Origin of the sequence: Achromobacter sp. B7, assembly GCF_003600685.1 — a bacterium.
Taxonomy (GTDB): domain Bacteria; phylum Pseudomonadota; class Gammaproteobacteria; order Burkholderiales; family Burkholderiaceae_B; genus Achromobacter; species Achromobacter spanius_B.
In genome coordinates, this window is sequence record NZ_CP032084.1 from 1 (window position 1) to 14,318 (window position 14,318).

Consider the following 14,318-nt stretch of genomic DNA (forward strand, 5'->3'; position numbering starts at 1 on the left):
ATGAAAGAATTCTGGCAGACCTGCGTCAGTCGTCTTGAGCAGGAACTCCCCCCCCAACAAATCAGCGCGTGGATACGACCGCTGGTCCCGCTTGCGTACGACGAAACGCAGGCGGTGCTGCGCGTTGCCGCGCCCAACCGCTTCAAGCTGGATTGGGTGCGCAAGAATTTTTCCCACCAGATCGAAGCGTTGGCCGCGGAGTGGTTCAAGCGACCGGTACAGGTCTTGTTCGAGTTGCCTTCTCATGGAGCCGCCCCGCGCATGCCGGTCGCGCCCGTGCGTGCACCGCAGCCCGATCAATCGCACCTGTCCGCTGCACAGCCCGCGGGCGGCGCGCCGCCCATGCAGGCCCCGGCTACGGCCGCCCCTCCCCCCCCCGCCACCACGGTGGCTGCGCAAGCGGTCAACGCCGATGCAGCCAATATCGTGTACGAGCGTTCGCGCCTGAATACGGATCTCACCTTCGAGAACTTCGTGACGGGTAAGGCGAACCAGCTTGCGCGCGCCGCGGCGTTGCAGGTGGCCGAGAACCCCGGCACGTCCTATAACCCGCTGTTCCTGTATGGCGGCGTGGGCCTGGGCAAGACGCACTTGATCCACGCCATCGGCAACGCGATGGTCGCTGCCGGTACCGGCGTGCGGGTGCGCTATGTGCATGCCGACCAATACGTGTCCGACGTGGTGAAGGCGTACCAGCGCAAGGCGTTCGATGACTTCAAGCGCTACTACCATTCGCTGGACTTGCTGCTGATCGATGACATCCAGTTCTTCTCCGGCAAGAACCGCACGCAGGAAGAATTCTTCTACGCGTTCGAAGCAATGGTCGCGCAGCGCAAGCAGATCATCATCACCAGCGATACGTACCCCAAGGAACTGTCGGGCATCGACAGCCGCCTGATCTCGCGCTTTGACTCCGGCCTGACGGTGGCGATCGAGCCGCCGGAGCTGGAAATGCGCGTGGCGATTCTGCTGCGCAAGGCCGAGTCCGAAGGCGTGCCCATGCCCGAGGAAGTGGCGTTCTTCATTGCCAAGCATCTGCGCAGCAACGTGCGCGAGCTGGAAGGCGCGCTGCGCAAGGTTCTGGCCTACGCCCGCTTCCACGGCCGCGACGTGCTGACGGTGGATGTCTGCAAGGAAGCCCTGAAGGACCTGCTGTCCGTGTCCAACGGCCAGATCACGGTGGAAAACATCCAGAAGACGGTGGCGGATTTCTACAAGATCAAGGTCGCGGACATGTACTCGAAACGCCGGCCCGCCAATATCGCCTTGCCGCGTCAGGTTGCGATGTACCTGGCCAAGGAGCTGACGCAGAAAAGCCTGCCGGAAATCGGTGATCTGTTCGGGGGGCGCGATCACACCACCGTACTGCATGCCGTACGCAAGATTTCCGACGCCCGCGCAAAACAAGCGGAGCTCAACCATACCCTGCACGTGTTGGAACAAACTCTAAAAGGATGAACATGCAACTCGTACAAACCACACGCGATGCATTGCTGAAACCGCTGTCGACTGTGGCGGGCATCGTCGAAAGACGCCATACCCTGCCCATTCTTGCGAACATCCTGATGCGCAAGGAAGGCAACAAGGTTGCCTTCATTGCGACCGACCTGGAAGTACAGATCACCACGCACGCCGACTTCGGCGTGGGCCAGGACAACGAGTCCACCACGGTTGCCGCGCGCAAGTTGCTCGACATCCTGAAAGCGCTGCCGGATACCGGCGACGTGCGCCTGGCGCTGGCCAGCAACAAGCTGTCGGTGCAGTCGGCCAAGAGCCGCTTCGCGCTGCAGACGCTGGCCGCCAGCGAGTTCCCCACCGTGGCTCAGCCCGAGCAATGGGACGTCTCGCTGACGATGCCGCAACGCACGCTGCGCCATCTGTTCAACATGGTGCACTTCGCCATGGCGCAACAAGACATCCGTTACTACCTGAACGGCATGCTGCTGGTGTTTGAACCGGGTCGTGTGCGCGCCGTCGCCACCGATGGCCACCGCCTGGCGCATTGCTCGACGGAAGCCGACGGCATCGCCGAACGCCACGAAGTGATCGTGCCGCGCAAGACCGTGCTGGAAATGCAGCGCCTGCTGGAAGACTCCGACGAAGTGGTCTCCATTGATGTGGCGCCGGGCCAGATCCGCTTTCGCTTCGGCGACGTGGAACTGGTGTCCAAGCTGGTCGAAGGCAAGTTCCCCGATTTCACGCGTGTGATTCCCACGAACTACACGCGCCACTTCATGGTGGGCCGCGAAGCGCTTCAGGGCAGCCTGCAGCGTGCCGCCATCCTGACCACCGACAAGTTCAAGGGCGTGCGCCTGCAACTTGCGCAGAACCAGATGAAGATCTCGTCTTCCAACGCCGAGCAGGAAGAAGCGCAGGAAGAAATCGACATCGACTACGGCCATGAAGCATTGGACGTGGGCTTTAACGTGGGCTATTTGCTTGATGTGCTGGCCAACGTGAAAGTCGACAACATCCAGTGGTCGGTCATGCCCGATGCCAATGCATCGGCGCTCATCACCCTGCCCGAAGACGACCAGTTCAAGTACGTCGTCATGCCCATGCGGATTTGATCCGCACCCCTCTTGTGGGTTTGTGCCGCTTGCGGGCCTGAGGGCTCGCGGGCGGTCCGGCCGCCAGGCCGTTCTTTAAAGCGTTATCGAACCAGACATGTCAGATCAGCAGAACACCACTCCCGAGACCAGCGGCTACGGCGCTGACTCGATCAAGATGCTCAAGGGGCTGGAGGCCGTGCGCAAGCGCCCCGGCATGTATATCGGCGACACGTCCGACGGCACCGGCCTGCACCATATGGTGTTCGAGGTGGTGGACAACGCCATCGACGAAGCCCTGGCCGGCCATTGCGACGACATCGTCGTCACGATCCACACCGACAACTCGATCTCGGTCACGGACAACGGCCGCGGCATCCCGACGGACATCCACAAGGACGACGAATTCCACCGCAGCGCGGCCGAAATCGTCATGACCGAGCTGCACGCCGGCGGCAAGTTCGACCAGAACTCGTACAAGGTGTCCGGCGGCCTGCACGGCGTGGGCGTGTCTTGCGTGAACGCTCTGTCCGAGTGGCTGCGCCTGACCATCCGCCGCAACGGTCAGGTCCACCAGATGGAATTCCGCCAAGGCGCGCGGGTCGCGCCCCTGGCCGTGACGGGCACGACGGACATGCGCGGCACGGAAGTGCGCTTCCTGGCCGACCCGGTCATCTTCAACAACATCGAATACCACTACGAGATCCTTTCCAAGCGCCTGCGCGAGCTCTCGTTCCTGAACAACGGCGTGAAGATCCGCCTGGTGGATCAGCGCCAGGGCAAGGAAGAGAACTTTGCGTTCTCGGGCGGCGTGAAGGGCTTTGTTGAATACATCAACCGCGCCAAGACCGTACTGCACCCGAACGTGTTTTCGGTCAGCACCGAGTCGGCCGCCGGCGGCGTGTCGGTGGGCGTGGAAGTGGCGATGCAGTGGAACGACAGCTACAGCGAAAGCGTGCTGTGCTTCACCAACAACATCCCGCAGCGCGACGGCGGTTCGCACCTGACCGGCCTGCGCGCGGCAATGACCCGCATCATCAACAAGTACATTGCCGACAACGAGCTGGCCAAGAAAGCCAAGGTTGAAACGTCCGGCGACGACATGCGCGAAGGCCTGGCCTGCGTGCTGTCGGTGAAGGTGCCCGAGCCCAAGTTCAGCAGCCAGACCAAGGACAAGCTGGTCTCCAGCGAAGTGCGTCCAGCCGTTGAAGAAGCCGTGGCCCGCACGCTGGAATCCTGGCTGCTTGAAAACCCGAACGACGCCAAGGCGCTGTGCAACAAGATCGTCGAAGCCGCCCGCGCGCGTGAAGCCGCGCGCAAGGCGCGCGAAATGACGCGTCGCAAGAGCGTGCTGGAAGGCGCGGGCCTGCCCGGCAAGCTGGCGGACTGCCAGGAAAAAGATCCGGCGCTGTGCGAGCTGTACATCGTCGAGGGTGACTCCGCAGGCGGTTCGGCCAAGCAAGGCCGCGACCGCAAGTTCCAGGCCATCCTGCCGCTGCGCGGCAAGGTGCTGAACGTGGAAAAGGCGCGCTTTGACCGCCTGATCGCCAGCGAACAGATCGCGACGCTGATCACGGCGCTGGGCACCAGCATCGGCCCAGATTTCAACGTGGAAAAGCTGCGCTACCACCGCCTCATCATCATGACTGACGCGGACGTTGACGGCGCGCACATCCGCACCCTGCTGCTGACGCTGCTGTATCGCCAGATGCCCGAGCTGGTGCAGCGCGGCTATGTGTATATCGCCCAACCGCCGCTGTACAAGGTGAAGGTTGGCCGCGAAGAACGCTATCTGAAGGACGACCAGGAAGAAGCGCAGTTCATGCTGCAACTGGCGTTGAAGGATGCGGAGATCATCTCGGGCGGCAACATCATCCGTGGCGACGAGCTCACCGACCTGGCCAGCCAGTACGTGGCGGCCGACGGCGTTATCGCGCGTTTGTCGAAGGTGTTCGACGTGGGCGCGCTGTCGGCCATGGCCGAAGGCGTGGAGATCAACCTGGAAACGGCCGAATCCACCGCCGATTCCGCCAAGCGCCTGGCCGACGCCATGCGCGACCCGGTCAGCGGCAACGGCGTGGAAGTGGTGCCGCAATTTGACGAAGCCACCGAACGCCATCGCCTGTCGGTGCAGCGCATGCACCACGGCAACGTGCGCGTCAGCATCATCGACGCTGACTTCATCAACGGCTCGGACTACGCCATCCTGTCCAAGGCCGCCAAGAGCTTCCTGGGCAAGGTCGGTTCGCGTTCGCTGGCCGCGCGCGGTGAAGGCGACAAGCGCAAGGAACAGACCGTGTCTGACTTCCGCGAAGCCATGCAATGGCTGCGCAGCGAAGCCGACCGCAGCATCTCGAAGCAGCGCTACAAGGGTCTGGGCGAAATGAACCCGGAACAGCTGTGGGAAACCACGATGGACCCGAAGGTGCGCCGCCTGTTGCGCGTGCAGATCGAAGACGCCATCGCGGCGGACGAGGTCTTCACGACCCTGATGGGCGACGACGTGGAACCGCGCCGCGCGTTCATCGAACGCAACGCGCTGTCGGCGGGCAACATCGACGCGTAAGCGTTTGCCAGCGGCAGTCCAAGGCCAGCCTGAAAGGGCTGGCCTTTCTTTTTGACGGGTCGCGCGCGGACGGTGCGCGGCCGATGTGCTTGAAGGATGCAGGTATGGGTAATCGCGCGTGGTTGTCGTTGCAGGCGGACCGGGATGGTCGCACGGTGTCATCGGAAGCGCTTGCCGGTGCTAACGGCAGTCTGCCCACCTTGTGGCAGGTGTTGCTGGCCGAGGGCACCTTGCGGGCCGCCGATGCGTCCCAGCGCGTGTTTGGCGATGCGGGCACGGCGGCGTTGGCGGCCCCCGCGCAGGCCGGGCTTGATCGCTTGCGCCTGGTGGCGGACTTCGTGCGGGGCCACGCGGCAAGCGGCGATGTGCCCCATTGTGTGCAGCTGGATGCGGCGGTGGCGTACCTGGTCGAACGGATCGATGCGCGGCTTGCCAAGGAGGTCCGGGCTGCCGGGGCCGCGCCGGGCGACGTGGCCGGCTTGTGGATAAGCGCCAATCTTGATGAGCTGGCATGGCTGCATGCGGATGGCGCGGATGCGTACCTGGCGCACGCGCGGACGTTGTGCGCGGATCATTGGCAGGCTTTGCAGGACGGCATGCGGGCGGACGATATCGCGGCAGTGTTGCGCTTGCTGGGCGTAACGGGCGCCGACGATGAATCCGGATGGGCCTGGCGTGTCGGCTTGGGCGGCTTGGCGCATCCCTACTTCGACCTGCAAGAGCCCGCCCGGCGGGTGCGCTATGAAGATTTCGATGAGGATGGGGACGAGGACGAGGACGAGGGCGCGGACGACGACGGCGACGATGAAGCCTGCGCTAGTGACGAACACGATCCCGACGACAACGGCAACGACAACGACAACGACAACGACAACGACAACAACAACAACGACAAAGAGGCCGTCAATGGCTCCCCGGCCAAGCGGCATGACACCCACCTTGGCGATGGCCTGCATCGCTTTGCTGTGGACAACTTATGGGGCGTGCGTGAAGGACGCGGCGAGAACGGGCGCGTGGTGGTGCCACCGCAATTCGATTCCATCTGGCGTTTTGAAGACGGCGTTGCCGCCGTTCTCAAGGACGACAAGCTGGGTCTGATCGACACTAGCGGCCGCCTGTTGATGCCGTGCCAGCTGGACGAGGTATGGAGTTATTCACAGGGCTTGGCGATGGCGCGGATAGGCGAGCAGATCGGCTTTGTGGATAGGTCGGGGGCGTGGGCGATACCCGCCGCTTTCGGATCAGCCGGCGACTTTTCCCCAGGCGGTCTGGCGCCGGCCTTTCAAGCCGAATGCTGGGGCCTGATCGACCGGCGCGGGGCCTGGGCCAGCCCGCCCGTGTGGGACGACATCAACTGGGACGACGCGCTGCACGCCTATGTGACGCAACGCGGCGACCTGTGCGGTCTGATCGACGCCCAAGGCCGCCTGGTGCTGGATGCCCAGTACGCCGGGTTGGCGCCCGTGGATACGGAGTCCGATCCTGCCGGCTTGTGGATAAGCGGCAAGATGCGCATACGCGTCCTGACCGATGACGATCGTCGCGGCGTCGTGGACGGCCAGGGCGATGTCGTCGTTCCCGTGGCGTATACCGATCTGGCCGACATCATCTGGCTGCCCGCGCCCGACCCCGCCGACATCACGCCACCCCCCGCAGGCCAGGTCGGCCGCTATGTACGCGTGCTGCGGTGCGTGGATCACGGCGAATGGAATGAATGGTTCCAGGGCGTTTACGACACGGCCGAGCGGCGCGAGACACTGCCCTGCACGCAGCAGATGCTGTTCGGCCTGATGTGGAACGGCACCTACGGCTGGCTGTGCGCCGTAGCGCCGGAACACACCTGCGAACACGCCAACGAACACGCCAACGAACAAGCCAACGAACAAGCCAACGAACAAGCCAACGACCACGCCAACGAACTCGCCAGCGAGCACAGCCCGGATGGCCTGCACATCGGCATCGCCGACGCGAACGGTGCGTGGCTGCATGAACCGGTGTATGCGTGGATCGGCGTGCCGGCGGCCCTGCATACGGGGGACGGCGTGCATGGCGTGCCATCCGCGATTGCGCAATGCTGGAGCCAGGGTCAGGCCGTGCCTGCCATGCATGCCGACGGTACGATGCGTTATCTGCACGCGGACGGTCGAGTCCAAGCAGCGCCGCGGTAGCACTCATTCGCCCACCGCGCGTCCCCGCGCGTCCCCCATGCAGCCGCACGCGGCCGCATGCCGCACGCTGCACGCCGCTAGTGGCGCGCCGCTAGCCGCACTCCGCTAGCCGCGCGCTGCTAGCCGCGCGCTGCTAGCCGCACGCGTCGCTCCACAGCCCCTACTACCGCGCCGGCCGCGCCTTCAGATCCGCCATCTCTTCCTGCATCAACTGATGCGCATACCGTGAGAACACGCTGACCAGCCGCGTTCGCGTGTGATACGGCGGGTACAGCAGCGCCACCGTCACCGGCACCGACGGGCTGAATGGGCGCACTTCCACGCCGTTGGCCTCGTACTCTTCGCGCGCGGCCAAAGGGTTGATCAGCGCCACGCCCAGCCCCGCGCCCACCAGCGCGCATACCGACGAGCCCAGCCCCGCTTCGGCCACGGTCTGCCGTTCCACCTTCGCTGCCTTGAAGACGGCGTCGATCTTCTCGCGCAGCGGCGTGGCGCTGGGAAAGGCGATGAAGGGCTCGCCCGCGAAGTCGGCGGGTTTCAGCTTTTTCAGCTTGGTCAGCCGGTGCCCCTTGGGCAGCACCGCCACGCAGCTCATGGTCAGCACGGGTTCGACCTGGATGCCCGGGCTGTCGCCCGACAGCATCGCCAGCCCCGTGTCGCAAAAGCCCGAGCTGATCCAGTTGTGCACCGCGCTGGCGCTTCCCGAATGGATGGACACCATCACTTCCGGGTACTCGGTCTTGAAGGCGGCGACGATGCGCGCCAGCATGCCGCCGGCCAGCCGGGGCATGGCCGCCACGCTCAGGCGGCTGGCGCTGAACGAGCGGATGCTGGCTGCCGCCGACTCCAGCCCGGCCAGGCCGATAAAGGTTTTTTCGACCTCCTGAAAGAAGCGCGAGCCGTCTTGCGTAGGGCTCAGGCGGCTGCCATTGCGGTCGAACAAGGGAAACTGGGTGATCGCTTCCAATTGCGCTATTAAGCGGCTAACGTGCGGCTGCGAGGTGTGCACGCGCCGTGCCGCGGCCGTCATCGAGCCGGTCATCATGACGGCTCGGAAGGCCTCGATGTGTCTTAAGCCCATCCGTGGAATGGCCATATCAAATCCGTATAGAGGAATACCTGATTGGAACTGGATAAAACCATACTGCTAGTTGATACTTTTTGCCAGCCGCGGGGCTCATCGCGGGACGTGGCGGACGCCGGCCAAACCGGTGCCGCCGATCGTGAATACAAATACGCGCCGATTGCACGGCGCCAAGGGAATCAGATGAAAGCATTTGCCGCGATCTCCGTCGCTGCCGCCCTGTTGGGCAGCGCGGCCACCGCCCACGCCGAAGGCCCCAGCCGCCTGGACAAGATCCGCGAAACCGGCGTGATCACCCTGGGGCACCCCGAGACCTCGGTGCCGTTTGCGTATCTGGACGGCAACCAGAAGCCGATCGGCTACACGGTGGAGATCTGCCAGGAAGTGGCCAAGCATATCCAGGCCGCGTTGAAGCTGCCCAAGCTGGACGTGCGCTACAACCCGACGACCTCGGCCACGCGCATCCCGCTGCTGGCCAACGGCACCATCGACCTGGAATGCGGCAACACCACCAACAACCTGGACCGCCACAAGCTGGTGTCGTTCGCGCCCACGACCTTCGTGGCGCAGGTGGTGCTGGTGGCGCGCAAGGATGGCGGCGTCGATCCCAACAACCTGGAATCGTTTCGCGGCAAGACCATCGCCGCCCAGGCCGGCGGCCAGACCTTCCGCCTGATCTCCGGGTTGAACGCCAAGGGCAATCTGGGCATCACGATGGCGCCCACCAAGGACACCGCCGAAACCATCCTGATGGTGGAATCGGGCCGTGCCGCGGGTTCTGCCAACGATGACGGCATCGCGTACGGCGCCGTGGCTTCGTCCAAGAACCCCGACGCGTTCGTGATCGGCAAGAAGGGCCTGGAAATGGCGCCCTACGGCATCATGGAACCCAAGGATGACCCCGCCTTCAAGAAGGTGGTGGACGATGCCGTTCTCGACCTGATCAAGACCGGCAAGGTCGCCGCCATCTACGACAAGTACTTCAATTCGCCGATTCCCCCGAAGCAGATCAACCTGAAGTACCCGATGAGCGACGCGCTCAAGCGCGCGCTGGCCAACCCGACCGATTCGGGTGACCCCAAGGCGTACGAGTAAACAGCAGGTAGTCCGCGGGACGCCCAGGCGTCCCGCGGCGGTTTTGGGGCAAGGCGCCGTGGCCGGCGCCGCCATCTAGGGCACGGGCATGAACTACAACTGGAGTTGGAGCGTCTTCCTGGAGATGTCGCCGGACGGCGTGCACACCTTCCTGGAAACCATCCTGATCGGGGTGGGCTGGACGCTGGCGCTGGCGCTGACGGCGTGGGTCTTTTCGCTGTTGCTGGGGTCTTGGCTGGGCGTGATGCGCACGGCGCAATCGCGCGTGATGAATGTGTTGGGCGCGACCTACGTCGAGCTGTTTCGCAACGTGCCGCTGCTGGTGCAGATGTTCCTGTGGTACTTCGTGCTGCCTGAATTGCTGCCGCATGCCTGGGGCTTGGCGATCAAGCAGATGCCGCAACCCTGGGGGCAATTTGTGCCCGCCGTGCTGTGCCTGGGTTTCTATGGGTCGGCTCGCGTGGCCGAGCAGCTGCGCGCCGGCATCCAGTCGTTGCCGCGCGGCCAGTTCCAGGCGGGTACCGCGCTGGGGCTGACCGAGGTGCAGGTGTACCGCTACATCATCCTGCCCGAGGCGTTCCGTATCGTGCTGCCGCCGTTGACCTCGGAATTCATGGGCACCATCAAGTATTCGTCGGTGGCCTTGACCATCGGCCTGCTGGAGCTGACCGGCCAGGCGCGGTCCATGCAGGAATTCACCTTCCACATCTTCGAGGCGTTTTCCGCCGCGACGGTGATCTACCTGATCCTCAACGGCATGGTCGTGCTGGGCATGCGCCAGCTTGAGCGGCATATCGCGGTGCCCGGATTGATCGGCGCGGCCAGCAAGAGCGGCCCGGTCGCCGTCAATACCGCCGGCCTGGGTCGGTAGGGGATCGCGATGGGAAAATTTGATTTCGACGTCATCGGGACCGCACTGCCCTACCTGTTCCAGACGGGCATGACGTTCACCTTGACGCTGACGGCGCTGGCCGCCGTGATGGGCCTGGCGCTGGGCACGGTGCTGGCGATGATGCGGCTGTCGCGCTTCAAGCTGCTGTCGGTACCGGCGGGCATCTACGTCAATGTGATGCGTTCCATCCCGCTCTTGCTGGTGATCTTCTGGTTCTATTTCCTGGTGCCGTACATGGCGGCGTGGGTGGTCGGGTCGCCGACGCCGCTGCGCGTGGGGGCGTTCAATTCCGCGGTCATCACATTCACGATGTTCGAGGCCGCGTACTTCTGCGAAATCATGCGCGCGGGCATCCAGTCCATTGCGCGTGGCCAGGTGTCGGCCAGCATGGCCATCGGACTTACGCCGTGGCAAGGCATGCGTTATGTGGTGCTGCCGCAGGCGTTTCGCAACATGGTGCCGGCGCTGCTGACCCGCGTGATCATCCTGTTCCAGGACACCTCGCTGGTCTACGTGCTGTCGCTGACCGACTTCCTGGGCGCGGCCTCCAAGATCGGCCAGCGCGATGGCCGCCTGGTCGAGCTCTACCTATTCGTGGCGGTGGTGTATTTCGTGATCTGCTTCACGGCGTCCCGCCTGGTCAAACTGCTGGAAAAGCGCACCCGCGTGCTGCGATAGGGTTTAACGATGCAACTGTTTCCGAATACCCCGATGATCGAGATCAACCAGGTCAGCAAGTGGTACGGCTCCTTTCAGGTGCTGGATGAATGCACGACGAAAGTCGGCAAGGGCGAGGTCGTGGTGGTGTGCGGGCCGTCCGGTTCGGGCAAGTCCACGCTGATCAAGACCGTGAACGCGCTTGAACCCTTTCAAAAGGGCGACATCGTGGTCAACGGCATTTCGGTGGGCGACCCGCGCACCAACCTGCCCAAGCTGCGTTCGGTGGCCGGCATGGTGTTCCAGCACTTTGAGTTGTTCCCGCATCTGTCGGTGACCGAAAACCTGTGCCTGGGCCAGACCAAGGTGCTGGGGCGCGGCAAGCAAGAGGCCCGCGCGCGGGCGCTGACGCTGCTGGAACGCGTGGGCCTGTCGGCGCACAAGGACAAGCATCCCGGCGAACTGTCGGGCGGCCAGCAACAACGGGTGGCGATTGCGCGTGCGTTGTCGATGGACCCGGTCGTCATGTTGTTCGACGAACCCACCTCGGCGCTGGACCCCGAGATGGTCAACGAAGTGTTGGACGTCATGACGGACCTGGCCAGCGAAGGCATGACGATGATGGTGGTGACCCACGAAATGGGGTTTGCCCGCCGCGTTGCCGACCGTGTGATTTTCATGGACGGCGGCAAGATTGTCGAAGACTGCGTCAAGGACGAATTCTTCGGCAATGTCGAGGAGCGTGCTCCGCGCACGCGCCAATTTCTTTCCAAAATTTTGCAGCATTGATTCCCATGACCCAGCGGACTCCCGCCGACAATCAGACCGTGCCTGTCGACCTGCGCAGCGACACCGTCACCCACCCCACCGCGGCTATGTACGAGCGCATGCGTACCGCGCCGATTGGCGATGACGGCCTGGATGGCGACCCGTCGGTGCGCGCGCTGGAAGCGCACGTAGCGGCACTCCTGGGCAAGGAGGCCGGGCTGTTCGTGCCCAGCTGCACCATGGCCAACCTGCTGGCGGTGCTGGCGCAAACCCAGCGCAACGAACAGGTGGTGCTGGAATCGTCGGCCCACATGTACACGTCGGAGCGCGGCGCCGCCACCTTCACCGGCTTGTTCTATCAAGGCGTGTCCGGCACGGACGGCGCGATGGACCTGAACCGGCTGGAAGAGGCGCTGCTGTCGGGCGGCCACCGCTTGAAGACGTCGTTGGTGGCGATGGAAACATCGCACAACAACGCCGGCGGCACGGTGCTGCCGCTGGACCATATGCGCACGGTGCACGGCATGGCGCAGGCGGGCGGTATCCCCGTGCACCTGGACGGCGCGCGCCTGTTCAATGCGTCCGTGGCGCTGGGCGTTCCCGCCGACGAGATCACGCAGTACGCTGACACGGTGTCGCTGTGCCTGTCCAAGGGTCTGAGCGCGCCGGTGGGCGCGGTGCTGGCGGGCAGCAAGGCTGTGATCGCCAAATCGCGCACGCTGCGCCGCATGCTGGGCGGCACGCAGCGCCAGTCGGGCATCATGGCGGCGGCCGGCCTGGAAGGGGTGCAGACGATGACGGGGCGGCTGGTTGAAGACCACGTGCGCGCGCGCCGCTTGAGCGACGGCATCAACCGCCTGGCGCCGGCCCTGTCGGCTACGGTGCCGCAAACCAACATCGTGCAGGTCGAGACGGCAGATTCCGGCATGACCAATACGCAGTGGGTCGCCGCCTTGCAGGCCGAAGGGCTGCTGACGCGCCCGTGGGGCCGCACGCGGCTGCGTTGCGTGACGCATCGCCACATCGAGGACGAGGACATCGACACCGCGGTGCAAGCCTTTGCGGCAGTGCTGAAAAAACGCTGAAAAGGCGCTGAAAAAACCCCACGGTCCGGCGCTGAAAATTGCGCTGGAAAACTCGTGTTTATCGACGCCGCCGGCACCTTCCGGCGGTGCGATAATGCCGCATGTCCACGACTCATCTCACCCGAAAAGACTATTTCTGCGCACTGGCGGTCGTGGTCATCTGGGGTCTTAATTTTGTTGTCATGAAGGTCGGCATGCGGGGCTTGTCCCCCATGATGCTGGGCGCGCTTCGGTTCGCGCTGGCCGCCTTCCCCCTGGTCCTTTTCGTGCGCCGGCCACAGCTGCCGTGGCACTGGATCGCCGCCTACGGGCTGGTGCAGGGGCTGGGCCAATTCGGCCTGTTGTTCACCGCGCTGAAATTCGGCATGCCGGCCGGCATGGCTTCGCTGGTCATCCAGACGCAGGCGTTCTTCACCTTGCTGCTGGCTGCGCCCGTGCTGGGCGAGCGGGCGCGGCGGCATCACTGGATCGGGTTGGGCGTGGCCGCGTTGGGGCTGGCCGTGATCGCCGGCGGGCGCGGCGAGGGGCCGGGCCAGATGACGATGCTGGGCTTTGCGCTGACGCTGGGGGGCGCGTTCATGTGGGCGGCGTCCAACATGATCGTGCGGCTGGCCAGCCGCAAGGCGCCCGGCTACGACCCCTTTGCGTTCATCGCCTGGAGCAGCGCCGCGCCGGTGCTGCCGTTCCTGTTGCTGGCCGTGCTGATCGACGGCTGGGAGCCGGTGGTGGGCATGATTACCGGCATGGGCTGGGGCGAGGCGCTGTCGGTGCTGTACCTGGCCGTGCTGGCCACGCTGGTGGCCTACACGCTGTGGACCCGCCTTCTGACCCGCCACCCCGCCGCCAAGATCGCGCCATTTTCGCTGCTGGTGCCCGTAGTGGGCCTGTGGGCGGCGTCGATGGCCTTTGGCGAGCAGTTGCAGCCGTTGCAATGGCTGGGGGCGGCCGGCGTGCTGGCCGGGCTGATCATTAACCAGGTGGGCGGGCGCTGGCTGCGGAACCGTTGATCGAAACCCGTGACCGGAACGGGTCACAGCCCCGCCCCTCCGGCCTGCCAAACCCGGTAATGCAACACTCATCCCTCGGCCGGCCGGACTAGCCCTTCACGGCGACCCGGATTTGTTGCCTACACCTGCTCAAAACGGATGTAACGCTTGTCGGTGTACTCGCGGCGCGTCGTGATTTCTTCTACCGAGGCGCCCGGCGGGCCGCGCCGCAGCCACTCAAGCATGTGGTCCACCTGGTCGGGCGTGCCCTGCACCAGGGCTTCGACCGTGCCGTCCAGCAGGTTCTGCACCCAGCCCGTCACACCCAGCATATGAGCGCGCCGCACGGTCGCGTGGCGATACCCCACGCCTTGCACCGTGCCGCTGACTGACACAAGAACGGTTTCGATATGGGGGTCGGTTTTAGGGTCTTGCATGGATTTTCCTTCGGATGATGCGCCGCCAATG

At 64.5% G+C, this 14,318-nt stretch carries 12 protein-coding genes; 10 read left to right on the plus strand and 2 right to left on the minus strand.

What is annotated here, in order from left to right:
* From dnaA to DVB37_RS00020, 4 genes are all read left to right on the plus strand, one after another.
* Positions 1-1,458: a chromosomal replication initiator protein DnaA gene (gene dnaA / locus DVB37_RS00005; protein ID WP_104142377.1), complete on the plus strand. Its 1,458-nt coding sequence runs from the start codon at positions 1-3 to the stop codon at positions 1,456-1,458.
* A 2-nt stretch (positions 1,459-1,460) separates the two neighbouring features.
* Complete coding sequence (gene dnaN / locus DVB37_RS00010; protein WP_006227714.1) at positions 1,461-2,570, plus strand: DNA polymerase III subunit beta; 1,110 nt, start codon at positions 1,461-1,463, stop codon at positions 2,568-2,570.
* A 97-nt stretch (positions 2,571-2,667) separates the two neighbouring features.
* Positions 2,668-5,115, plus strand: a complete 2,448-nt coding sequence (gene gyrB / locus DVB37_RS00015) for a DNA topoisomerase (ATP-hydrolyzing) subunit B (protein WP_046804040.1) — start codon at positions 2,668-2,670, stop codon at positions 5,113-5,115.
* A 104-nt stretch (positions 5,116-5,219) separates the two neighbouring features.
* A complete protein-coding gene (locus DVB37_RS00020; RefSeq protein ID WP_120153268.1) occupies positions 5,220-7,283 on the plus strand; it encodes a WG repeat-containing protein in 2,064 nt (687 codons plus the stop codon).
* A 163-nt stretch (positions 7,284-7,446) separates the two neighbouring features.
* Here DVB37_RS00020 and DVB37_RS00025 read toward each other — a convergent pair whose 3' ends face one another.
* Positions 7,447-8,379, minus strand: a complete 933-nt coding sequence (locus DVB37_RS00025) for a LysR substrate-binding domain-containing protein (protein ID WP_120153271.1) — start codon at positions 8,377-8,379, stop codon at positions 7,447-7,449.
* 171 nt (positions 8,380-8,550) lie between these two features.
* Between DVB37_RS00025 and DVB37_RS00030 the strand changes: the two genes are divergently transcribed.
* The 6 genes from DVB37_RS00030 to DVB37_RS00055 all read left to right on the plus strand — a co-directional run bounded on the left by DVB37_RS00030 (position 8,551) and on the right by DVB37_RS00055 (position 13,871).
* Positions 8,551-9,462 (plus strand): amino acid ABC transporter substrate-binding protein, encoded by a 912-nt coding sequence (locus DVB37_RS00030; RefSeq protein ID WP_046804060.1) that lies wholly within the window; start codon positions 8,551-8,553, stop codon positions 9,460-9,462.
* Between the two features lie 88 nt (positions 9,463-9,550).
* Positions 9,551-10,333, plus strand: a complete 783-nt coding sequence (locus DVB37_RS00035) for an amino acid ABC transporter permease (protein ID WP_046804037.1) — start codon at positions 9,551-9,553, stop codon at positions 10,331-10,333.
* Between the two features lie 9 nt (positions 10,334-10,342).
* Complete coding sequence (locus DVB37_RS00040; protein WP_046804036.1) at positions 10,343-11,032, plus strand: amino acid ABC transporter permease; 690 nt, start codon at positions 10,343-10,345, stop codon at positions 11,030-11,032.
* A 33-nt stretch (positions 11,033-11,065) separates the two neighbouring features.
* Entirely contained in the window at positions 11,066-11,800 is a 735-nt protein-coding gene (locus DVB37_RS00045; protein WP_046804059.1) for an amino acid ABC transporter ATP-binding protein, read from the plus strand.
* Between the two features lie 5 nt (positions 11,801-11,805).
* Positions 11,806-12,864: a low specificity L-threonine aldolase gene (locus DVB37_RS00050; RefSeq protein ID WP_120153274.1), complete on the plus strand. Its 1,059-nt coding sequence runs from the start codon at positions 11,806-11,808 to the stop codon at positions 12,862-12,864.
* Between the two features lie 101 nt (positions 12,865-12,965).
* Positions 12,966-13,871, plus strand: a complete 906-nt coding sequence (locus tag DVB37_RS00055; RefSeq protein WP_120153276.1) for an EamA family transporter — start codon at positions 12,966-12,968, stop codon at positions 13,869-13,871.
* Positions 13,872-13,990: 119 nt separating this feature from the next.
* On the opposite strand, the gene DVB37_RS00060 is transcribed toward DVB37_RS00055, so the two are convergent.
* The gene (locus DVB37_RS00060) at positions 13,991-14,287 is read right to left on the minus strand and encodes an acylphosphatase (RefSeq protein WP_046804033.1); all 297 of its coding nucleotides are present in this window, start codon (positions 14,285-14,287) and stop codon (positions 13,991-13,993) included.
* Positions 14,288-14,318 lie beyond the last annotated feature (31 nt).